18 protein-coding genes are annotated in these 21,669 nt (G+C 67.4%); 6 read left to right on the plus strand and 12 right to left on the minus strand.

Features of this window, described 5'->3' with window-relative positions:
• Positions 1–380: 380 nt before the first annotated feature.
• Positions 381–1,154 (minus strand): hemerythrin domain-containing protein, encoded by a 774-nt coding sequence (locus ACLN58_RS06225; RefSeq protein ID WP_415854401.1) that lies wholly within the window; start codon positions 1,152–1,154, stop codon positions 381–383.
• Between the two features lie 690 nt (positions 1,155–1,844).
• Here ACLN58_RS06225 and ACLN58_RS06230 point away from each other — a divergent pair.
• Positions 1,845–2,588: a helix-turn-helix transcriptional regulator gene (locus ACLN58_RS06230; protein WP_415854402.1), complete on the plus strand. Its 744-nt coding sequence runs from the start codon at positions 1,845–1,847 to the stop codon at positions 2,586–2,588.
• Here the strand turns inward: ACLN58_RS06230 and ACLN58_RS06235 are convergent.
• Positions 2,585–3,259, minus strand: coding sequence for a TetR/AcrR family transcriptional regulator (locus tag ACLN58_RS06235; RefSeq protein WP_415854403.1), 675 nt, complete (start codon positions 3,257–3,259; stop codon positions 2,585–2,587). The two genes, ACLN58_RS06230 and ACLN58_RS06235, sit on opposite strands and share 4 nt — an antisense overlap.
• Before the next feature lie 140 nt (positions 3,260–3,399).
• Here ACLN58_RS06235 and ACLN58_RS06240 point away from each other — a divergent pair, with 140 nt between their 5' ends.
• Complete coding sequence (locus ACLN58_RS06240) at positions 3,400–3,819, plus strand: hypothetical protein (RefSeq protein WP_415854404.1); 420 nt, start codon at positions 3,400–3,402, stop codon at positions 3,817–3,819.
• 542 nt (positions 3,820–4,361) lie between these two features.
• On the opposite strand, the gene ACLN58_RS06245 is transcribed toward ACLN58_RS06240, so the two are convergent.
• The 9 genes from ACLN58_RS06245 to ACLN58_RS06285 form a co-directional block, all read right to left on the minus strand.
• Entirely contained in the window at positions 4,362–4,973 is a 612-nt protein-coding gene (locus tag ACLN58_RS06245) for a TetR/AcrR family transcriptional regulator (protein WP_415854405.1), read from the minus strand.
• 567 nt (positions 4,974–5,540) lie between these two features.
• Positions 5,541–6,362, minus strand: a complete 822-nt coding sequence (locus ACLN58_RS06250) for a metallophosphoesterase family protein (protein WP_415854406.1) — start codon at positions 6,360–6,362, stop codon at positions 5,541–5,543.
• A gap of 287 nt (positions 6,363–6,649) precedes the next feature.
• Entirely contained in the window at positions 6,650–8,821 is a 2,172-nt protein-coding gene (locus tag ACLN58_RS06255) for a hypothetical protein (protein WP_415854418.1), read from the minus strand.
• Positions 8,822–8,984: 163 nt separating this feature from the next.
• On the minus strand, positions 8,985–9,308 hold the full coding sequence (locus ACLN58_RS06260; protein WP_415854407.1) for a hypothetical protein: 324 nt from the start codon (positions 9,306–9,308) through the stop codon (positions 8,985–8,987).
• A gap of 251 nt (positions 9,309–9,559) precedes the next feature.
• Entirely contained in the window at positions 9,560–10,345 is a 786-nt protein-coding gene (locus ACLN58_RS06265) for a carbohydrate ABC transporter permease (RefSeq protein WP_415854408.1), read from the minus strand.
• 91 nt (positions 10,346–10,436) lie between these two features.
• Entirely contained in the window at positions 10,437–11,243 is an 807-nt protein-coding gene (locus tag ACLN58_RS06270) for a carbohydrate ABC transporter permease (RefSeq protein ID WP_415854409.1), read from the minus strand.
• Positions 11,244–11,345: 102 nt separating this feature from the next.
• Positions 11,346–12,746, minus strand: a complete 1,401-nt coding sequence (locus tag ACLN58_RS06275) for an ABC transporter substrate-binding protein (RefSeq protein ID WP_415854410.1) — start codon at positions 12,744–12,746, stop codon at positions 11,346–11,348.
• A gap of 197 nt (positions 12,747–12,943) precedes the next feature.
• Positions 12,944–13,729: an SDR family NAD(P)-dependent oxidoreductase gene (locus ACLN58_RS06280; protein WP_415854411.1), complete on the minus strand. Its 786-nt coding sequence runs from the start codon at positions 13,727–13,729 to the stop codon at positions 12,944–12,946.
• Positions 13,730–13,739: 10 nt separating this feature from the next.
• Positions 13,740–14,834, minus strand: coding sequence for a glycoside hydrolase family 172 protein (locus ACLN58_RS06285; RefSeq protein WP_415854412.1), 1,095 nt, complete (start codon positions 14,832–14,834; stop codon positions 13,740–13,742).
• Positions 14,835–15,243: 409 nt separating this feature from the next.
• On the opposite strand from ACLN58_RS06285, the gene ACLN58_RS06290 reads away from it, so the two are divergent.
• The 4 genes from ACLN58_RS06290 to ACLN58_RS06305 all read left to right on the plus strand — a co-directional run bounded on the left by ACLN58_RS06290 (position 15,244) and on the right by ACLN58_RS06305 (position 21,119).
• Positions 15,244–16,743, plus strand: coding sequence for an FGGY-family carbohydrate kinase (locus ACLN58_RS06290; RefSeq protein ID WP_415854413.1), 1,500 nt, complete (start codon positions 15,244–15,246; stop codon positions 16,741–16,743).
• 50 nt (positions 16,744–16,793) lie between these two features.
• Entirely contained in the window at positions 16,794–18,434 is a 1,641-nt protein-coding gene (locus ACLN58_RS06295) for a fucose isomerase (protein WP_415854414.1), read from the plus strand.
• 4 nt (positions 18,435–18,438) lie between these two features.
• Complete coding sequence (locus ACLN58_RS06300) at positions 18,439–19,533, plus strand: LacI family DNA-binding transcriptional regulator (RefSeq protein WP_415854415.1); 1,095 nt, start codon at positions 18,439–18,441, stop codon at positions 19,531–19,533.
• Between the two features lie 806 nt (positions 19,534–20,339).
• Entirely contained in the window at positions 20,340–21,119 is a 780-nt protein-coding gene (locus ACLN58_RS06305) for an aminotransferase class IV (RefSeq protein WP_415854416.1), read from the plus strand.
• Between the two features lie 323 nt (positions 21,120–21,442).
• On the opposite strand, the gene ACLN58_RS06310 is transcribed toward ACLN58_RS06305, so the two are convergent.
• The coding region (locus tag ACLN58_RS06310; RefSeq protein WP_415854417.1) for a DUF6069 family protein at positions 21,443–21,669 on the minus strand (227 nt) is incomplete at its 5' end.

The raw sequence follows: 21,669 nt of genomic DNA on the forward strand, positions 1-21,669 counted from the left end.
GCGCACTCAACGGCAAGCCCCCGACCAGCCGCCTGCAACCAACCTGATGGCCGGGTACAACTAGAGCGGGACAGATGGCGAAATAGCCACACACTCTTGGGTGGCGTCACCGTTGCGACAAACGAGGAGATAGACAGCGGAGGTGCCTCGCGTGTCCGCTTCTCGAGCGGGGAGCACAAGCCAGGAGGTTGTGGTACACCTCACCCTATTCGAAGGCCTCCAAATCGTGCTCGTGGGCCAGTCGTTCGATTCGGTAAGTCCGTCCCCTCACCGGGCGATACGGCGCTGTGCCGGGAGATCGGACAGCTCCGGCGAGACGTCGGCCTGGTCAAGAATGTGCGACATCTCGCGGGCTTCCTCCGCCTGTCACGGGACGATCGTTATCGGACTGGGCAACCGAGACGTGCTTGAATTTGCCCGGGTCTTGGCCTTCTGTGGAGCCTTCGTTCTGTGTAGCTCGGCGCTTTTCCGTACACACGGCGGTAGTCCGAATCGTATTGACGACGGCCGACCAGCCAGTAGAGCATCCGTGCGAGAGCCGGGACGCTCTTCTTCATCCATGTGAGGCGCTCCTCGGGTGTGAAGGGGTCGAGGACGTAGCCGAGCTGAATCATCGGCCGGTTCTTTGGAAGGCTCGTGAGCCCGTGTTTCCCGAAATCGTCCCATTCGCGCTGGCTCATTGTCGGCCCCGCGACCGGAAGGATCTGGTCCTCTTCTTGACCCAGATGCGTTGCGAGGGCGACCCGTACGCGGTCTAGGATCTCGGCGACTCTGTCCCTGGTCGCCGGGTCGGCGGTGTTCTGCCACGCGAGCAGCACGGCCTCGAGTTCGCGGAGAACCACCGCCACCGCCTGATGCCGTGCTTTCATCTGGGCTACGTGGAGCGCACACGCCGGCGAGCGTGATTCGAGTGTGTCCCACAGCAGGTCGTCCTCGGTGGCATGGTGATTGTGAAGCGCCTGCGCGAACTCCGATACATGGCTTCCGATCACGGCCGAGCGCTTGGTGTCGCCCGGGGGCACCGCCCGGACGAGCTGTGGCGCGTCCGCGAACCAGCGGCGGAGCATCCGGTGGACTACGAGCATCCCGCTGGTGTCGCATCCTCGATCCTCGCCGGTCGGTGGGGTTCCTTCACGGGGCAGTCTGGCGGCCATTGGGCCCTCCTTCGCTCTGAAGTGTGCAGGATCTGCGCTGGTCAGGTCGTCCGTGCGCGGTGCGCCAATTGCCTGGGCGCTCCCCGGGGGCAGGGCGGGTTCCGCCCGGCGGTCCGGACGATCGCAGGCGACGGAAAGGCTGCGCCCCCGTGCCGGGCTAATAGTGCAGCCTGTAGGGGAACCGGATGGTCACTGGTGCGTGCAGCTGGGAATCCGCTGTGGCCGAGGGTGCGGTTGCTGGCGGGGCTGGTGCCGGCGGGTTCCGTGTGCTGGCCTGCCCGCCGGCCAGTGCCATGGCTGCCAGGAGGGCGGCCGAGGCGACAAGCGCCGCGGCACCGGGCCAATGTAGATGGGGTCTTGGAAGCGAAGCGCTGTGCATGGGGGGCACCTTCTTTGCGTGAGCGCGCCCGCCCAGTGACGAAGGGGGCCGGCTTTGGGGTGCGAGGACCTTCGGGACGGACACCGCTACTTGTCCGAGCCATCGCAGTCCTCGCACCCTTCGGCTCCCTGCCGGGAGGCGAAGCGAGGCGCCTTGGGGGCTGCATGGGCTGGACCTCCGGTTGGCGCGTCCTCTGCCGATAACCATCATGGACGGCCCTTGAGGTGAGGTGAATACGCACTTGTGCGTACCCGCCGGCCGACCTAGCCTTGGTCGGTCAGGCCCCGAGCGAACGTCCACAAGGCGAAACGATGGAACCCATAGCCGACCTCGCCGCCCAGCTTGCGCATCTAGCCGACCGCACCGAGTATCTGGGCGCGGCAAGCGAGCTGCTCCTGAAGATGTTCCCGGCAGATAGCGCGGCTCGGATCGCCGTGGACCCAGCCGCCGGAACAGCCGAGGCTCTCGTCTACCCCGAGCACCAACGCGCAGCCGTCCCCGGAGAATGGCGCGAACTCTGGGACGACCACCCGATCCTGCTCAGCTGCATGAGGGACACGGCCTCTGGAATGTGGCGTCCGCGCCGCCTCAGCGATCTTGTGACCGACCGGGAACTCTACGCCACCCGTGCGTACAAGGTGGGCCTGAGTGCGCTGGGTTCAAACCGGCAGCTATCGTTCCTCACCGCTCGAAACGGCCGGACCAGCATCCAGGGCTGGTCGTTGAACCGCTGGAGCCATGACTTCACGGACCGCGAAGTCGAACTCTCCGGCTACGTCCAGCCCATCCTGCGGCTCCTGGACGCAGCCTACGACGATGATGGCCACGAGGCCGCCGAGAAGAACGCCGCAGCCGCCTATTCGCTGACCGCGCGGGAGCAGGAAATTCTGCGCCTGGTGGGCAGAGGGCTCACCGCAACCGCGATCGGGCACATCCTGGGCATCAGCCCGAGAACTACCAGCAAGCACCTTGAAAATGCCTATGCCAAGCTCGGATGCAACAACCGCATCGACGCCCTCCGGACGCTTCACCTGTTCCTAGAACCGCCGCCCTAGGGGTTGCCACGGTCGGGAGCGGCGATGCCCGTCAGGCCCCCCAGGGTGAATCGCACGATGCGGTCGGCGAGGGCTTCGCTGTCCGCTGCGTCCAGACCGAGCCCGGGGAAGAGGGCGTCCAGCGTCGGGCGGTCGCAGATCAGCAGCATCAGGAACGGCGCGGCGACGCTGAGGCATGCCGGCGCGACGTCCGGGTGATCGTCGGGCAGTCCGGTCAGTTCGCTGACGAGCGCGCGGAGGAGGCGCCCTCCCGGATACATCCCCCTGAGCCTCAGGCCGTCCCGTATCGACGCAGGGGCGACCAATTCGCGTGCGATGACCCGCAGCGGCCAGGACGCTGCCGCCGGGCCGGTCAACGCGCCCACGACGACGCCCGTGAACGCCGAGAGCCGGTCTGGGGCGTGACCGTCGGTGGCGTCCATCGCCGAGGAGATCGCCTCGATCGTCACCAGGCGGCGTGGAATTTCTTCAAGAACCGCCTCGTACAGGCCGGCGATGCCCCCGAAGTAGTAGTTGACAGCGGCGGTGTTCGTGCCCGCTCGATCGCAGATCTCCTTGCTGGTGGCCCGGTCGAAGCCTCGCTCGGCGAAGACCAGACCGGCGGTCTCCAGCAGTCTGCCCCGGGTGCCGGGATCGTCTCGGCGAGGGGAGCGGGGGGCGAGTCGTGCCATTCGGTGCGGGTCCTTCCTGCGGGCGATGGATAAAATCTAACATTGAAATCCAGATTTGACATCTGGAGGGCCCCGGCGTAATCTGTGCGTGTGCGCCGGGGCGTCCCCCGCCGTCCGGCGGGGGACGAGAGGACAGTGCGATGAAGAGTCCAGACCGCGGTTCGGTCACCCGCGAGAGCTTGTTGGCCAGGTCCTTCCCTGCGGTCACGATGGCTGTCGGATTGCTGGTCGCGGTGTCTGCCGCACTTCACTCCGTGCTTTCCATCCGCACGGCATACGTCGAACGTGGCGGCTACGACTCGCGCCTCTCCCAGATGCTGTGGATCGGCTGGACGAGCTTCGTGCTTGGCGTCGTCATGGTGGTCGGAGCGCGGGCCTTGCGATCCAATAGCCAGGTCGCCTTTCGGCTGTGCACCGGCGCCGCCGCCGTGTTCCTGGTCTGCACCGCCATCCTCGCCCCCGCGCAGCCGGGTTTCTATGCCGGCCTGCCGATCTACGGCGGCTACCTTCTGCTCGCCGCCGCCGTCCGCGCCAAGGTCAGGGAAGCGGCCGATGCCTAGCTTCCGCAGCGCCATGCAGTAGCCCAGGTGGGCGGCTTCATTCCGGGCCGGGCACGCATGCGGTCGCTGGCCCGTATCTGGCCAGACAGTGCCAGACTTTCTTCAGCTGCTGGGATCGTGGGCGCCCAAGCAGTGATTCCGGATTTGGTGAGGTCACTGGGCTCGGCGACCTCCTCCGCCACGTTCAGGCTCACCGCGATGGGCGGGATGCTCACATCTTGACTCAAGGGCGAGCCGAAAGCCGGAGTGCCATTCGAGTGGACAGTCAAGGCGTTCGCCGGCGGATTCGATTCCGGTACCGCGGCAGGACGGATCGAGACCGATTGATTCGACGTCCCCGATGGCCCCGTGCGACGCTCTGATCGCTCCGCTGCTGGCGTCGCCGCCCGAGCCGGTCGGAGCGCGCAGGATCGTGGGGCCGGACCTGGTGCCAGCCTGAACGGACCGGGGCCCTCGGGACACGGCGGCCCGGGGCTCCCCAACGCCGGCCGCAGTCCTTTGGGGGAGGCCTCGGCGGGCTACTCGGACCCGATGCCAGCGGTTCAGGGCGCGGGCGGTGCCCGGTGACTCTCGATCAGCCAGACGGCCATCTGTCGGGCAAGCCGGGCGGCCGTGGGGTCTCCTTCGGTGGCGGAGACGATCGAGCCCTTCATGAGGATGTGCCAGGACCTCGCGAATCCTTCCGGGTCTCGCAGTCCGGCCTCGCGTGCCAGGACTGCGAGGTGGGTGCGGATGCGGGCCAGGTATTCGATGCTGGCCCTGCCGAGCGGGTGACCGGGGCCCATCTCGACCAGGACGTTGATGAACGAGCAGGCTTCGAAGTCCTCTCGGTGGAACCACTCGTCGAAGACGTCGAAGATAGCGAGCAGGGCCGACTCGCCGCCCCCGCCGCGCCGGCGGGCCTCGGCCACGACCGCGTCGGTGGTCCAGAGCCGGTCGCGGCGTTCGAGGAACGCGATGGCGAGTTCGTCCTTGGAGCGAAAGTGGCGGTAGAAGGTGGCTTTGGCCACACCCGAGCGGGCGATGATCTCGTCGACGCCGACCCCGCGGATCCCACGGCGGGCGAAGAGACCGTAGGCGACATCGACGATCCTCTCCCGCGCAAGGGGCGGCCCCGTGGTGGGCTGCGCCGGGGCGGGGGTCGCGTGGTCCATGCTCTATGGTAGGCCCGGCCCCCGGCCCGGTGTCGGCGAGCGCACCTTCGTATCTTGGGCAGTGTGCGCCGCGGACGCCGGAGTTTCATCGCGTCGGGTATCCGTACATCCACCGGTCTGGAACAGCGCCGGCTTCACCCGATTGGGTCGGCCATGCGATCGAGGGCTTGCTTGCCGGCGCTGACTAATCTCACCCTTCAGCGGTCCGATCGGGCGCCATGGCGTTCAAAAAGTCGGACCTGAATTGCAGAATTGCCGCGGCGTTGGAATCACCGCCATTGGGTCAGTAGATCGACGTTGTGGTCCCCAGGGAGGATGTCTTGGCAAACAGACGGAGAATAAAGATGGACAACAGATCGGGCGGGCCGCTGACGTCACGATCACGGAAGAAGGGAGAGACTGTGAGCAGCGCTCCCCTCGGGCCAGCCGGCGCGACTGCCTGCCCGGGCCAGGCTGGCCTGCCTCCGACGGCGGTGGTAGGTGCGCTCGATCCACGTCACGATCGCCGTCCGCAGTTCCTCGCGGTGGCCCAGGGGCGGCGGTCGAGGTCGAAAGCAAGCACGAGGTTCATGCGGTGGGGGTCCATTCTTTCCCGTAGCTGTAGCTGCTGGTGGGGTCGGTGAGGGCTGCTCGCGCCGCGGTGGCGGGTGCGAGCTGCTGGACTCTCACTGTGGGGCCGTCGGGGGTGTTGCGTTCGATGTCGACGTAGGCGACGTCGAATGGGGCTTCGATGAGTGCGCCGAAGGCGATTTGGAGGATGTTTCCGCTGGCCTTCGCCGCTCGGACGTGGAGGTGGCCGGTGAAGGCGACCGTGGGGCACCCGGAGCTGTGAAGCGCTCGCTCGAGGTCCGCGCGGTTGATGAGGTCTCCGGCGTACTGGAGCCCCGCGGCCGCGCATTCTTCTTCCAGGGTCAGGATCGGGTAGTGGCTCAGGACGACGGCGAACTGGTCCGGTGCGGGGATCCGGGTTCCGGCGTACTCGCCTTCGGTCTCCCCCGGAGTGAGGCCGACTCCGTGGATCGGGATTCCGCTGGCCGTCAGGGAGGCGCGCACCGCGTCGACGATGCGGTGTCGGCCCGTGGGGAGGGTGTCGAACGCGTCGGCGAGGCTGTCGCGAGAGGGTGGGATGTCGTGGTTGCCGGGGACGAGGAGGATCGGGCAGAACGCTTCGGCGACGGTGATGTCGAAGAAGTCCTTCACCGAGGGCCCGTCCCCGAAATGCGTGAGGTCGCCGAGGACGACGAGCACGTCGGGGCCGTGCCGTCGCAGGGTGCGCAGGGCCCCGGCGTAGCGCGCGGCGGCGGTCTCGAACTGCAGTTCGGTGTGCCAGGGGAAATGCTCGGTTCCGGCGGGGGCGAGGTGCGTGTCGGTGATGACCCCGATTCTCATTGTGTGCCTCCCTTTGACCCAGAGTTCAGCGGCTTGGGCAGGGGCAAGGGCGCTCCTTCTCGAACCCCACACAGGTCTCCTACCCCCGGGCCTGCAACCTCAATCCCGGAAGGCGGCTCGCTCGCCGCGGCCGGTGCCGGATTCGCCGACGAGGAGGCCTGGACGTTCGACCCGCCCGGCTGGGGAGTCGTCCACAGCGGTCCAACTGCGCGCCGCCCGCCCGACCCACTGATCGAGGACCTCCAAGTCGCTTACGGACACCAAACCTTCCGGCCGGGCCGGGACAGCTAGACGGGGGCGCCGTTGTTGTAATAGGCGGTGGCCACACCCGTTGAGGCGTTGAAGATGATGTACCCGTACTGGAAGTTGCTCCGCTTGCCCACCGGGTCGTTGAGCTCGTCCGAGATCGGATAGCCCAGAACGCTCCGCTCGTAACCGAGGGAGGCCCACTTGTCACGTATCACCCCGCGGACGTCGTGGGCGCCGGTCGAGGGCGTCCAGTAGATCGATCCGGTCTGGAACGCGTTGTACCGGCCGATGCCGTCCGGAGTACCCGACTCGTCCGTTGTCGGGAAGCCCATCGCCTGCTCCCAGCCGAGCGTGGCCCATTTGTCGTGGATCGCACCATGCACCTCATGGGCACCCGTCGCAGCGGTCCAGTAGATCGAGCCATCCTTCTGGAAATGGTTGTACCGCCCGCTGCCCCACGGTGAGTTCGGCGTCGACGTCTCGTCGGTGATCGCCGCACCCAGGAAGCCGGAGGAACCGCCGACATTGTTGTACTCGGTCAGGATCGCCCCGCCGACGGAGTAGTTGCCGGCGTAGTGCACCGTGAGCTCCCCCACCGAAGTGAACGTGGAGGTCCCGCCCGGCGTCCCGACGATCCGGATGCCGTCCCCGGCGACCGGGTCGAAGCTGAAGATATAGCTGGCGTTGTTCCCTCCCGCACTGCTGGACGGATATCCCGGGGTGCTCCAGGTGCCGGTGACATCGCTCCAGGTGTTGAGGTGCCTGACCTGGACCCGGAGGCCGGAAGCGAACCAGCCGCCGTCCGGGAACATGGTGCCGGTCGTATACATGAGCTGATTCATCGTGTACTGCCGCGGCCACGTGTAGCCCCACCAGCTCGCGTCCGTGCCCTTGACTTCGTTGTTCCAGTCGTCTTCCGAGTTCCCGTAGTTGCCGTCGTTGTAGTACGTGTTGTTCCCGAAGTGCGCGACGCGCTCGATCGGCACCGTGCCTGGAACCTGCGCGAGGTTCGTCGTGTTGCTGACGCCGTTGGCTGGAGCCGCTGTCGGTGCCGTGGTCAGGGTCAGCCTGCGCAGCGCGAAGTTGTACACGCTCGTCCCGCCGCCACCGCACGGGCAGACGTTCGACTGCAGGTACATGGTCAGGCCGTCGGCACTGAGGAACTTCGACGGGATGGTCGTCGCGTAGCCGCCGTTCTTGGTCTGGGTCCACGGGTAGCCGCCGAAGTCTTTGGTCTTGAAGTGGGACCAGGGGCCGTAGGGGGTGGGGGACTCGTAGAACTCGTGCGTGTACTCCGTCCACGACGAGTAGATGTAGCGGTTCAGCGGTTTGTCGTACAGCACCCCGCCCTGCGCGAGGACGGTCAGATTGTTGACTCCAGCGCCCAGCATTGTCGTGTAGATGCGCCGGTCGTCGTGCAGTACCGCCTGCTTCGCGTTGATGTCCGAGGACCATGTGGGGGCGCTGCCCGACATTCCCGTGTAGAACTGCCACGTCGACCGGTTCTGGATGCTCGCGTTCGGCACGCGGGCCAGATACAGGTCCACCGGATCCGGCACCGTGTGGTCGAACGAGGTCCTCCAGTTGTAGTCGAGCCCGTAGACGTACACGTACCCGTCCGGCGCGTTGGCGTTGTTCTGCCCGAAGTCAGCGAAGAACATCGTCGTGAACACGTGGTTCGAGAACATCGGCGCGCTGTGGTCCCAGGTCCACGTCGCACCGTGGTCGGTCGACTTCGCGATCGTCGCCGCAGGGGCGTCGTTGAACGACTTGCTCAGGTCCTGCACGGCGAGATACATGGTCCCATTGACACAGACCATGCCTGTCGGCTTGCGCGTGTAGTTCCCGCCGGCCGTCCACACCTGGCCCACTGCGTCGCCCTGGGAGACCGTCGAACCGGTGATGTTCGTCGGGCCGCCGATGAGCTTGCTGACGGAGACGTCAGAGGAGACCCCGCCGAGGCTGAAGCCCTTGCCGTCGCCGTTGGCTGCGTAGAGGTTGCCGTCGTCGGCCCAGCACGACGCCCAGAGGTCACCGTCGCTCTGGGTCTGGATGGTGGAACTCTCCTCCTCGGACTTCGTGGCGAAGAAGGTTCCTTCGGGCGGGCTGACGCTCGCGGCCGCCCGCAGCGCCACTCCCGTCGAAACTAGGCCCGCGCCCAGGAGCGCGGTCGCGGCTATCGCGGCCAGCCTGACCTTGTAGGTTCTCATGCTCACTTGCCCTTTCGTTGATTACTTCGATGTAATCGATTACACAGAAAATATTCCGACAAATTTGGGTTTTCAATGACGAGTTCGGTCGCTGTTGGAGAACGATTTGAAATCGTTTGCAGCGGCCAACCCGGATCAGTGCATCGCGGAGACAGTGGAGAAGTCACAGCCGAGCGGCCGGTTGGACGTTGGCGACGCCGTTGCCGGTCTCGTCGCTGTTGGTCAGCGCCACAGGTCCGATCCTCGCGGGGGATCGTTCAGATCGGGTTCGGGTGTAGTGGTCGCGTTCTTGGGTGAAGCCGAAGGGGACCTCGTCGGTGACTTCAACTGTGTAGGAGTCGCAGCCGTGCCGGGTGAGCAGGACACCGTGGGACCTGCCCGCGAGAGCATGGCCGATCGCCCGTTCGACGGCCTCGCCGAGGGCGGCATCGAGGCCGGCCTGGCTCTCTGCGGTGATTTGGAGGGCAAACCGGGGGTCTTGGGTCATCGGGGGTTCTCTGCTCTCTTGGGAAAGGCTCCATGAAATGGTTGCGGCCAGGCTGGGACTGGGCGTGCTCTGGCGGGCGCCGCACGGGTCTGGGCGCGGAGACGGTTTCCGGACGGATCGGCCGCCCGCGGACAGGGGCGACTTCAACGCGCCGGCAGTGCCCTCGGGTGTTGTGGCCGAGCCGACGGATACCGCGTGGCCGTCACGTGATCGGCACCGACGCGTTCGCGGGCGTTGTCAGGGCGGGGGCCCTACTTCATGCCGGATGTCTTGAGCGAGTCGATGAGCCATCGCTGCCCCACGAGGAAGACGACGATGGTGGGGATGGCGGCGAGCACCGAGCCGGCCAGAATGATGTTCCAGGAGGACGAGTACTGTCCCTGCAGGCCGGAGATCCCCAGCTGGATGACGTCGAGGCTGGGCGTTCGCGTGATGGTCAGGGGCCAGAGGAACGAATTCCAGTTGGCGAGGAAGAACAGCACGGCCAGGGAGGCCAGGATCGGTCGGCTGAGCGGGAGGATGACGTTCCAGTAGAGCCGCGGGTAGCCGCACCCGTCGAGCTCGGCGGCCTCCTCGAGCTCCTTGGGGATGTTCAGGTAGTACTGGCGGAGCAGGAAGATGCCGAAGGCGTTGAAGATCGCCGGGAGGATCAGGCCTCCGAAGCTGTCGACCAGTCCGAGCTGCTTCACGATCAGGAACAGCGGGACGAGGATCACCGGCATGGAGACGAGCATCGTGGAGAGCATGAGGGTGAAGCTGAGGTCCCTTCCGGGGAACCGCAGCCGCGCGAGCGCATAGGCCGCCATCGAATGGAAGAGGAGCGCCGCGACGGTGACGGCGACCGAGACAATCGCGCTGTTGAGCAGGTACTGGGGGAAGGGCACCTCGGTCAGGACATACCGGATGTTCTCGAGGGTGAACGAGGACGGCAGGCCGACGGCGAACGTCGCGCCGGCGGGCTTGAAGGCCCCGAGGACGAGCCACAGGATCGGGAACATCGTCACGAGGGCCGAGACCCAGGCGAGGACGGATCTCACGATCGTGGACCGTCTGGCAGGGCTGTGCCTGCGTCTGGGCGCCGGTCGGGTGGAGCGGAGGATGGTCAGCGGCTTGGGCTGGACCCGGGTTTCAGTCGGCGTCGGCATTGAATCGGCCGCCCCTCGTCAGTTTCAGCATGATGATGGTGGCGACCAGCAGGAAGACGACCGTCAGGGTCGTGATGGCTGCGGCGTAGCCGTAGTCCCCGAAGTTGAAGGCCTGCTGGTAGATGTAGAAGACAACAGTGGAGGTGGAGTTGGCGGGGCCGCCCTTGGTCAGGATGTACACGAGGTCGAAGGCTTGGACGCCCGTCACGGCGGCGACCATCGAGGTCACGACCACGAAGAAGCTCGTGGGGGCCAGCAGCGGCCACGTGATCCGCCAGAACCTCTGCCATGCGGAGGCCCCGTCGACCTTCGCGGCGTCGTGGTACTCCTGCGGGATGTCGGTGAGGCCGCCCAGGAACAGGAACATCTGGTACCCCATGGTGAACCAGACGCTCACTGCGATGAGGGTGGCCAGGGCAAGCTGAGGGGTTCCGAGCCAGGACAGGTCGCCCAGGCCGAACGGTGCACTCATCTGGGGGATGATGCCCTGCTTGTCGACCAGCATGAACTGCCACAGGACGCCGATGACGACGAGGCTGAGCACGTTCGGCAGGAACAGGATGGCCCGCACGGCGCCCACACCCGGGAATTTGTCCTTGACGAGCACTGCGAGTGCCAGGGCGACGAAGAAGGTCACAGGCACGAAGACCAGGACCATGGTTCCGGTGACGCCGAGGCTCTTCCAGAGCAGGGCATCGTGGCCCATGCGTTCGAAGTTGGCGGTGCCGACGAAGGTGTAGTTGCCGAAGCCGTCGACCTTGAAGAAGGCGACCGCGAGGGCGAGCAGCATGGGAAGGCCGACGAAGATGGTCAGCCCGAGGCCGTCGGGGAGGACGAACAGCAGCCCGGCGAGGGCTTCGCGGCGGCCGTGCAGACAGGGTGTTCGGTGCCACTAGAGGATCGGAGCTCCGTTGTAGGACGAGAGGTACGTGTTGATGGTCGCCGCGGCGGTTCCCGCGGCGGAGGCGGCACTCTGGCCGCCCAGCTGCGTTGCCTGGATGGCGTCCGAGATGGCCTTGATGACCTCCGGTGGGTACCGCGGCTCGCCGCGACCGGTCGGAGCGACCTTGTCGACGAAGAACTTCATGTTCGGATCGGTGAACGCGCCCTTGGCGTCTGCGGCGGTCGTGACCGACTTGCGGACGGGGATGTTGGTCTTGACCACCGTGTTCCAGGTCCTCCCGCGCTCGACGCTGTCCGCGTCGGTGGACGCGAGTGCCCACGCGATGAACTCGGCAGCAGCGCTGGGGTTGCCGCCCTTCGCGTTGGCGCAGAACGCCCAACCGCCCATGACGCTGGTCGGCTTGCCGCCCGCGGGAACCGGAAGAGGGAAGAGGCCGTATTCGAAGTCGGGCGTCTTCTGCTTCAGGTCGGCGATCGACCAGATGCCGGTCTGCTGCATGGCCACGTAGCCGCTGCCGAGGTTGGCCGGGGCGTCGCCGCCGCCGGTTCCGAGGAACTTCTTCGGGGCAACGCCGCTGCCGATGGAATCGCCCCAGAGCTTGAGGGCGTTCTTGACCGGCTGGGAGTCGAAGGCTCCCTTCCCGTCCGGGCCGACCGGAGCGCCGTTGCCCTGCCACATGAACGGGTACCAGGTGAAGTTCTGGTAGAAGCCGGGCGTCGTTTCGAAGGAGACGCCGAAGCGCTTGCTCGTGGTCAGCTTCTTGGCCACGCTGAGGAGCTCGTCCCAGGTCTTGGGGACATCTGCATCCGTCAGGCCGATCTCCTTGAACGCCGCCTTGGAGTAGTACATCGCGAGGGGCTCGCTCTCCATGGGGACGGCGAAGATCTTGTTGTCGACCTTCCGCGTGTCCAAGGTGCCGGGCAGGAAGTCGGCGACCGCGTCGGCGCCGATCTTGCCGGTGAGGTCCTGGAGCACTCCGCCGTTGTAGTAGCGGAGGAAGTCGCCCGGGCTGAGCAGGAAGATGTCGGGCCCGCTGCCGCTGGCGAAGGCGGTCTGGAGGGTGTTCCCCGAGATGTAGTCCGCGTTGGGAATGTAGCGGAGCTTGACCTTGACGTCGTGGGTCTTGTTCCAGTCGTCCGCGAGCTTGACGAACCATTGGCTCTGCGGGTTGCTGTCAGGGGCAGGCCCGTAGAAGTTCCAGAAGGACAGTTCTTTGGCGGAGCCGCCCCCGCTCGAAGCGGCTCCGACTCCGCAGGAGCTCAGGAGCGGCGCCGCGGCACCGAGGGCGGCGACGCCTGCACCGATCTGGAGGAACCGACGGCGGTCGAGGCTCCTGGATGCGGGCGGTCGCCCGGGGGAAGGGTCAACATCGGGTAGTTCGGATTTCATAACGCACCTCCATTGGAACGCGGGACAGATTTTTCGGCGATCAGCTGCTTCAGCTGATGGGACCGGATTCGGCATCGGGCGCGCTGCCGTTCGGATGCCCGGGCAATGCCGGGCGGCTTCGGGCGCGGCCGATGGACTTGGTTGCAGTCTGTGGATCTTCTCGTTTGCCGGACTGGTCCGGCCCTCTCTCCTCCTGTTCAGACAGCGGTGTAGCCGCCGTCGATGTTCAGAATGCTTCCCGTCATGAATGACGACGCTTCCGAGGCCAGGAACACCGCGGCCGCTCCGAGCTCATCGGGAGTCCCCGGCCGGCCCATGGGAGTCATGCGCATCCAGGTTTCGATCTGGTCGCCGCCGGCGTCGAAGAATGGCTCCGTCAAGGCCGTCTTCATGTAGCCAGGGGCGATGCTGTTCACCCGCACACCCGAGCCGGCCCACTCGACCGCCGCGCTCTTGGTGAGCATGATGACCCCGGCCTTCGAGGCGTTGTACGAGGCCTGCGCCTGCGGGACGTTGGCGATCATCCCCGACATGGAGGAGATGTTGACGATGCTGCCGGATCCGCGGGAGACCATGCGGCGCCCCACCTCCCGGGACATCAGGAACACTCCGTCGAGGTTGACGGACATCACCTTTCGCCACTGCTCATAGGTCGAGTCCGTCAGCGCGCCGTGGAGGACGATCCCCGCATTGTTCACGAGGACGTCGATCGGGCCGGCGCCGTCTTCGATCTCGCGGACCGCGTCCGAGACGCCGCGTTCGGAGGTCACGTCGACGGCGACGAACCGTGCGTCCACACCGTGCCGGCTGCAGATCGCCTCTGCCGCGGCCGTGCCGGCCTCGGCGTCGATATCACAGACGACGACGGCGGACCCGGCTTCGGCCAATGCCTCGCCCATCGCGAAGCCCAGACCCTTGGCGCCGCCGGTGACGACCGAGAGCCGTCCGCTCAGCGACATCTTTTCCCTCAATGCTGTCTGCACGTTGGTCCCCTCAGGACATCGGTTCCATGGGTTCGCCTGCGACCTCGAGATCCTCAGCGCTGGGGAACTCGGGGCGATTGGCTGTGGGGCGGTCGAGGTAGAACAGGGCCACCGACGAGATGTCGTCCTGCAGCAGCCGGTAGCGGTGCCCTGCTTTCCAGCCGAGCGCTTGGATGTCGACCGTCAGGTTTTCGTGGAAGTGGATCGGATCGGCCACGTGCCAGCGGTACATCCCGAACCGCTGCTGGCTCCTATAGAGCCCGTCCGGCTTGAGGACCTGCGGCATGCCGAGGTACGGGGTGCTGTATTCGGTGTAGCCGCGGCCCGGGACGTCGAAGTTCCACGCGCCGCCGAAATAGTCCTCGGTGCCGGTCCCGCAGATGGTCGGGAAGCCTTCCTCGAGGTCGCCGTCGAGGTAGAACTTGATCTCTCCCTCGCCCCACCAGCCGGGGCTGTTGACGCCCCAGGCCATGTAGGTTCCTACGTAGTGCCCCTTGCCGTCGACGCCGGTGAGGATCGGGTGCGTCTCTTTCGAAGGCAGGGGGTTCGACCGGCGGTACTGGGCGTGGAGGTAGCCACTGCCCGCGACGTCGGTGTTCGTCTCGTAGGTGATCTGGTAATACACGGTGGCGGTCTGGTCCGCGAGGTTCTCCACGGTGAGCCGGGCCGACTTCTGGAAGGGCATGGGCCAGTAGGAGTTGAATCCGCCGTGCGGGTTGGCCGCGATCATGGCGGAGCTGACCTGGGCGAAGGTCCCCCACCCGTTGCAGAAGAAGTCCCCCAGCGGCACCTCGATGGCCGGGGCGTCCTCGCCGTCCCAGTAGGCGCGAAGGACGAGCGAGCGCCAGTTGTCGCGGTGCGTGGTCAGCCAGATGTGGGTGATCCTGCCGGGCTCGTCGATCGAGGCGAGCTCGAAGACCGAGCGCGCCTCGACGTCCACGGACGGGGAGACCTTCCACCCCTGCCCGAGCCCGGCGGCGCAGGCCGCTCCCGTTCCCTCAGTCGCGCGCCCTCCCCCGCCTTTGGCCCCGCCGAAGTTCTCGGGGCTGATGGAGCGGGTGTGCACATCGCGCAGGGCAGCAAGCCTGCCCACGTCCAAGCTCATATCGGATGCGTCCTTCGGTTTCTTCCGGCCCGCTGGGTCAGCGGCCACGATCACGGGTCGGGGCGGCACCCCAGGTGTCGTGGCTGCGCCCCAGTGCGGGCGAGGTGTCCCACGAGGAGAACTTGTACTCGTCATGTAATCGATTTCGACTACGCCACGCATCGTAACCTCGGTCACGTCGACAAGTAAAGCCCTCACTCGATCAGAGCGCAGAACGCCCGGATTGCAAAGATCTACGGGGTTTCCGGACAACCGGGTTTTCGCCTGCCAGCGTGTCCGGAACAGTGCCGGCGGGCCTCCTGGTCGCTTCGGGGCGTCCACAACGCGAATCTTGAGTAATCGTTTCCAACGGGCTAGCGTGTACTCCACCGCACGCTGGGGCGGATCCGAGAAGAGGGAGGAACCGTTCATGCGGTCGTCATCGAGGCAGGCTGTGCTGGCCGTGGACATCGGCACCTCCAGCAGCAAGGGCGTGCTGGTCGGCACGGACGGGCGCCTGCTGGGCACGGCAGTGAGGCCGCATTCGGTCGACCGCCCGGCGCCGGGCCAGGTCGAGATGGACGGCTGGACCTGGTGGGAGGAGTTCGTCGGCCTGAGCCGTGAGCTCACGGCTGGCGCCCCCGAGGCGGAGGTCGTGGCCGTCGGGGTCAGCGGGATGGGCCCGTGCGTCCTGCTCGCGGACGCGGACGGCGCACCGGTGCGCAGGGCGATCCTGTACGGCGTGGACACGCGCGCCACTGAGCAGATTGCGGCGATGACCGAGCGCCTCGGCGCGGAGGAGATCTTGGCCCGCTGCGGCTCGGCGCTCTCCACCCAGGCAGTGGGGCCGAAGATCGCGTGGGTGGCCGAGCACGAACCCGAGGCCTACGCAAGGGCCCGGATGCTGTTCATGCCGAGCTCCTGGCTCGCCTATCGGCTCACGGGCGAGTACATGCTCGACCACCATTCGGCTAGCCAGTCGGCCCCGCTCTACGACTCCTCCGCCGCGCAATGGCATACGCCCTGGGCAGCCCAGGCCGCCCCCGGCATCGACCTGCCCCGGCTCGCGTGGCCGCAGGAGACGGCGGGCGCAGTGACCCCCGAGGCCGCCCGGGCCACCGGCCTCCCGGCCGGGATCCCCGTGATCACCGGCACGATCGACGCCTGGAGCGAAGCTGTCAGCGCCGACGCCCAGAACGTCGGCGACCTCATGATCATGTACGGCTCCACGATGTTCCTCGTGAACACCGTCCCCCAGCGCCTCACTTCGCCCACCCTCTGGGGCACGGCAGGAGCCTTCGAAGGAACCTCGAGCCTGGCCGGCGGGCTCGCCACCTCCGGGGCGCTCACCGCCTGGATGAAGGACCTCTTCGGATCGGCGGACTATCCCGAGCTCCTGGCGGAGGCCGCCATCTCGCCGCCGGGGTCCCGCGGCCTCCTCGTCCTGCCCCACTTCGCCGGCGAACGGACCCCCATCAACGACCCCCACGCGCGTGGCCTGATCGCCGGGCTGACCCTCTCGCACAGCCGCGGCGACCTCTATCGGGCCGCCCTCGAGGCCACCGCGCTCGGCGTCAGGCACAACATCGCGGCGATGCGGGAAGCGGGCGGGCAGATCGACCGGGCGGTCGCCGTCGGCGGGGGCACCCAGGGCGGCCTCTGGACCCAGATCGTCAGCGACGTCACAGGCCTTCCCCAGACCATCCCCTCGGTGACAATCGGCGCAAGCTACGGCGCCGCGTACCTCGCGGCCCGAGCCGCCGGTGTGGAAGCCGACATCGCCGCCTGGAACCCGCCTGCCGGCGAGGTCACGCCCTCCCCGGCCGCCTCCGCCCACTACGACGAACTCTTCCAGCTCTACCAGCAGTCCTACGCGGCGACAGCCGAGATCTCCCACGCTCTCGCGGCCCGACAGGCCGCCTCCGATTGACCGTCCATCCCCACTACCAAACCCTCGAGCCCCACGAGCAAAGGAGCACCATGGCACCCTATGCCTTCCCCGAACTGCCGGCCTCGCCGGGGCCGCGCCCCCGCACCGTCTACACGGTCGCCTCGGGAGACCTGCGCCAGAGCGCCAACACCAAATGCTGGCCCACCCAGGCCCGGCTCGAGTCCGACTTCGCCGCGGCCGTCGAAGCGCTCGGCCACGGCGTCCAGCGCACCCACGCCGTGGACGAGGTCAAGGGACACGGGTTCATCGACAGCCAGCGGCACGGCATCGAGGTCTTCAAGGGCATCCCCCCCGAGGCGCCGCTCGTCGTCATCGAGGCCGTCTGGCAGTACTCCCACCACGTCCTTCCCGGCCTGCGGACCCACCGGGGACCGATCCTCCTGGTCGCGAACTGGGCCGGCGACTTCCCGGGGCTAGTCGGCCTGCTCAACCTTGCGGGGAGCCTGACGAAGGCCGGAGTGCGGTACTCGGCGCTGTGGAGCGAGGACTTCACCGACGAATGGGCGGTGGCAAACCTCAAGGGCTGGCTCGAAACCGGCACGATCGAGCACGACCAGTCGCACGTCCGCGATCTCCCGCCCCTGCCGGAGGACTCCGAAGAGGTCCGCCTGGGCCGGTCCCTCGCGGCCGAGCTCATGGCGGACAAGGCCATCGTCGGAGTCTTCGACGAGGGCTGCATGGGCATGTACAACGCGATCATCGACGACGAGCTGCTCAACCCGCTGGGGATCTACAAGGAGCGCCTCTCACAGAGCGCCCTCGTCGCCGAGATGGGCAAGGTGACCGACCAGGAGGCCGCCGAGGCCAAGGGCTGGCTCGACCGCGCCGGGCTCGTCTTCCACTTCGGTGCCGACGAGGCGACCGAGCTCACCGAGGCCCAGGTCCTCAGCCAGCTCAAGATGTACATCGCGGCCGTCCGCATCGCCGACGACTTCGGCCTGGACGCGGTCGGCATCCAATACCAGCAGGGCCTCAAGGACACCGTGCCGGCCAGCGACCTCGCCGAAGGACTGCTCAACAACGTCCAGCGCCCGCCCGTGCTCTCGCGGGACGGCTCGCGGGTGCTCTACGCCGAGAAGGCCCTGCCCCACTTCAACGAAGTGGACGAAGGCGTCGCGGTGGACGCCCTCGTCACGAACAGGATCTGGACCGCGATGGGCCTCGACCCCGCGACGACGCTCCACGATGTCCGCTGGGGCGAGGACTACGACGGCGAATTCGTGTGGGTCTTCGAGATCTCCGGTTCGGTGCCCGCATCCCACAACGGCGGCTATGCCAAGTCGTACAGCATGCGCCAGCCGCCGATGTTCTTCCCCCTCGGCGGCGGGACCCTCTCGGGCATCTCCAAGCCGGGCCAGATCGTCTGGTCCCGGGTCTTCATCATGGGCGGTGAGCTCCACGTGGACCTCGGCCTGGGGCACGTAGCCGACCTGCCCGCAGAGGAGACCCAGCGGCGACTGGACGCAACCGACCCGCAGTGGCCCATCATGAACGCCGTCCTCCACGGGGTCGGACGCGATCAGCTGATGGCCCGGCACAAGGCCAACCACGTCCAGGTTGTCTACGCCCCCGACCCGGCCACAGCCCGTGACGCCCTCCTGGCCAAGGCCGCCTTCTTCGACGAACTCGGCGTCACGGTGCACCTCTGCGGCCAGATCGATGGAATATAGCAGTATGAAGCCATCCGTCCCGGGAGGGGACGCCCCCGCGGCCCCTCCTCGAGAGCCTCTGGGCCACTCGATGAAGGCGCCCAGGATCCAAGACGTCGCGGCCGAGGCCGGAGTCTCCGTCGCGACCGTCTCGCGCGCCATGAACGGGGCAGGCTCGGTCAGCCCCGAGCTCAAGAAGCGTGTCCAGGCCGCGGCCCGGAAACTCGGCTACCGCCCCAACACGGTGGCCCGCAGCCTCCGGCGCCGGCACACGAAGATCTGGGCCCTGATCATCTCCGACATCACGAACCCCTTCTTCACGTCCGTTGCCCGCGGCGTCGAAGACGTCGCTCAGAAGGCCGGCTACTCCGTCATGCTCTGCAACGCAGACGAGAACCCGACCAAGGAGGCAAACTACCTCCAAGTCGCCGGCCAGGACCAGGTGGCCGGGGTGATCCTCTCCCCGCACAGCGCCCAGACCGACATCTCGGCCCTCCGGGACGGCTCCATCCCCTGCATAGTGATCGACCGAACGCTCACCGAGGCCGTCGACTCCGTGCTCGTCGACTCCCGCTCGAGCGCCAGAGAAGCCACCCTGCACCTCCTCGCCGAAGGCTGGGCGAGCCCGGCCTGCATCACCGGGCCCGAGGACGCAAGCACCGCCGTCGAACGCCGCAAGGGCTATGAGGACGCGCTCCGGGAACGCGGGCTCTCCGCCCAGGAGAAGACCCTCCACCAGCCCTTCAAGACCGAAGGAGGACGTGCCGCCGCGGCAGCCATGCTCGACTCTGACGCCCCGCCAGATTCCTTCTTCATCGCCAACGCCACCCTCGCCCTCGGCGTCCTGGCCGAGCTCGCCGAACGCGGGCTGCGCCTCGGCACCGACATCGGCGTCGTGACCTTCGACGAGGCCCCCTGGGCCCCCCTGCTCAACCCGCCCGTCTCGGTCGTCGCCCAGCCTGCCTACGACATCGGAGCCGAGGCGGCACGGCTGCTCATGAGCAGGATCGAGGGCCACGGCCCCCCGTTCGGACGCAAGACCACCCTGGCCACGACCCTCATCGTCCGAGCCAGCTCGCAGCGCCAGCTCCCCGACCCCTTCAGCGAAAAGGCCTCCTGAACCGGCGTGCCCCGTGCCGATCAATCGCCCGCCCCGCCCGTCCCTGCTCGACCATGCCCCTCTCCCCGTTACCGGATCCGCCCATTGGTGGGCGGTGCCCAAGTCCACCTGAGTGTCGCCCTGGCCGGCATCCGAGCCGCGTTTCCAATCCGCTCCCGGTTCCCGCTCCGAACGAGCTCTGCCAGACCCCTGATGCCGATGCGGGCAAGAACAGGGCAGCGCGAACGGGAATGAAGCATGAAGAGCATCCAGCGAGTGCGCATCCGCCGTGCCGAGCACGCCGGACAGCGTGCGGCCGCAGGTGCCTTGGGGGCGCTCCGTCCGCAGGCGGCTGCGACCAGCGAAGCCGGTGGACCGGTTGCCCTGCTCGCGCCGAGGGGTCCATCGCACCCGCAGGGCACAGTCCGTCCAGCGCCTCGTGGGCTGCGTGAAGTCCTGTAGACACTCGCTTTTGTGGATCGCGCCGCTGGTCGCGGCCTGAAGAGTCCGGCAGTCGCGGGCTCGTCAGTTGGGGTGGGCCAGCCAAGGGTGCGGTGGCGGCGTCGGCGGTTGCTGGAGACCCCACGCCACGTGCCCGGCCTCACGAACCCGACAGCCCTGGTGACGGCCCGCAACCGCGATCCACGGCCGGACAGGTCCCACGGGCAAGATCCCGGAGCAAATCGGCCGACCTGCTCAATCATGTAGGCCGCGGCGAGCCCATCCTGCCCCGAGGCTTTGGGAGGCCAAGGCTTGCGGGCGAGAAGCTCCGGGGATTCCGTAACGAGCGTCAAGCAGGGCATGCATGGCCGATGTAGCCTCGGAGCATGACCGACTCCGTCCTGTCCGTCCTGGTCGATGGCCGCGAACCGGACACCGACGCGCTCCTGCCCTTCACCCTGGCCAACGACGGGCATTTCACGGCGATGCAGGTCCGCGACCGCGCGACCCGCGGCATCGCCCTGCACCTGCGGCGGATGGCCGCGGCGCACTCCCGGTTGTACGGAACGGAAATCGATGCGGAGCGCGTCAGGTCGCTGATGCGGAAGGCGGTCCTCGGGCATCCGGACGCCTACCTCAGGGTGAGCGTCACCGAAACCGCTCCCGGACGCCCGCGAATCCTCACCGTCGTGCGCCCGCCCATCGAACCCGACCCACGCCCTGTCGCCCTGGTGCCCGTCGCCTCGCCGCGGGTGCTGCCGGAGATCAAGCATGAGGGCACGTTCCACCAGATCCAGCTGGCGAGGGACGCCCAGGCGGAGGGCTTCGACGACGCGCTCCTGGTCGATCCCGCAGGTCGGATCGGCGAGTCGACGATCGCGAACATCGCCTTCACCCGAGGTTCCGAGGTCTTCTGGCCCGACGGCCCGGCCCTGGAGGGCATCACCTGGCAGCTGCTCGAGCCCGCACTCGGGCGATATGGCTTCGCCTCGCGACGGGCCGAGGTCAGCCTTGCCGACCTGTCCGGCTTCCCCGCAGCCGTGCTGGTGAACTCCATAGGCGTGACCCCCGTGGCCCGCATCGGGGGCAGGGAATTCACAGCCTCGGCGGAGGCAGCGACAACACTTGGGCAGATCTACCGGCAGATACCCGCCGACCCCATCTAGCCACCGCGCCGGGAGTCGGCCGGGGCGGGTTTCAGGTCCGAAGGCGTTCATCCGCACGGACGTCGTTGAACCTCGGGCATCACGCCGATTGTCCTCGGGAAAGGGGGCGGGGGCCGCGTCCACTGCGAACGCGGCGGTCACCGGCGGAATCTGGGCTAGGTTGGCGGAGCCTCCGCGGAAGAATTGGTGGTGCTCGACGCGGCGGCCCACTGGCGTCCAGTTCACTGGTTCCTTCGGCACAGGGGCGGCCCTGCTCGGCTGGGCGTGTCCGTCGGGTGCGGCCCGAAGGTGCACCCCCCGGACCGTGAGCCAGCCGTTCTGCTTCAGTGGCCGGCGGCTGGAGTGGGCGATGAGGTCTGTCGGTTCACGACCGGTGCTGCGGAGCGGGGCAGGCCCGTGATCAGGACCGCTGCGACGATCAGGTGCATGAGTGCAAGGGCGAGCTTCACCCCGAGGGTGGTCCCGGCGCTCACCGGTGCCGCCAGGGACAGGATTGCCGCTGTCACGGCGATTGCCCTCCAGATGGTCCGGCCCTTCCCGGTGCTGGCCC

The organism is Sinomonas sp. G460-2 (assembly GCF_047759905.1).
Classification (GTDB): Bacteria; Actinomycetota; Actinomycetes; order Actinomycetales; family Micrococcaceae; genus Sinomonas.

Excerpts from the sequence above, each read along its gene's own strand:
- ACLN58_RS06255 (WP_415854418.1), bottom strand. The coding sequence starts at position 8,821 with ATGAGAACCTACAAGGTCAGGCTGGCCGCGATAGCCGCGACCGCGCTC.
- ACLN58_RS06245 (WP_415854405.1), bottom strand. The coding sequence starts at position 4,973 with ATGGACCACGCGACCCCCGCCCCGGCGCAGCCCACCACGGGGCCGCCC.
- ACLN58_RS06295 (WP_415854414.1), top strand. The coding sequence starts at position 16,794 with ATGGCACCCTATGCCTTCCCCGAACTGCCGGCCTCGCCGGGGCCGCGC.
- ACLN58_RS06270 (WP_415854409.1), bottom strand. The coding sequence starts at position 11,243 with ATGCTGCTCGCCCTCGCGGTCGCCTTCTTCAAGGTCGACGGCTTCGGC.
- ACLN58_RS06285 (WP_415854412.1), bottom strand. The coding sequence starts at position 14,834 with ATGAGCTTGGACGTGGGCAGGCTTGCTGCCCTGCGCGATGTGCACACC.
- ACLN58_RS06290 (WP_415854413.1), top strand. The coding sequence starts at position 15,244 with ATGCGGTCGTCATCGAGGCAGGCTGTGCTGGCCGTGGACATCGGCACC.
- ACLN58_RS06275 (WP_415854410.1), bottom strand. The coding sequence starts at position 12,746 with ATGAAATCCGAACTACCCGATGTTGACCCTTCCCCCGGGCGACCGCCC.
- ACLN58_RS06305 (WP_415854416.1), top strand. The coding sequence starts at position 20,340 with ATGACCGACTCCGTCCTGTCCGTCCTGGTCGATGGCCGCGAACCGGAC.
- ACLN58_RS06225 (WP_415854401.1), bottom strand. The coding sequence starts at position 1,154 with ATGGCCGCCAGACTGCCCCGTGAAGGAACCCCACCGACCGGCGAGGAT.
- ACLN58_RS06250 (WP_415854406.1), bottom strand. The coding sequence starts at position 6,362 with ATGAGAATCGGGGTCATCACCGACACGCACCTCGCCCCCGCCGGAACC.
- ACLN58_RS06300 (WP_415854415.1), top strand. The coding sequence starts at position 18,439 with ATGAAGCCATCCGTCCCGGGAGGGGACGCCCCCGCGGCCCCTCCTCGA.
- ACLN58_RS06230 (WP_415854402.1), top strand. The coding sequence starts at position 1,845 with ATGGAACCCATAGCCGACCTCGCCGCCCAGCTTGCGCATCTAGCCGAC.
- ACLN58_RS06240 (WP_415854404.1), top strand. The coding sequence starts at position 3,400 with ATGAAGAGTCCAGACCGCGGTTCGGTCACCCGCGAGAGCTTGTTGGCC.
- ACLN58_RS06260 (WP_415854407.1), bottom strand. The coding sequence starts at position 9,308 with ATGACCCAAGACCCCCGGTTTGCCCTCCAAATCACCGCAGAGAGCCAG.
- ACLN58_RS06235 (WP_415854403.1), bottom strand. The coding sequence starts at position 3,259 with ATGGCACGACTCGCCCCCCGCTCCCCTCGCCGAGACGATCCCGGCACC.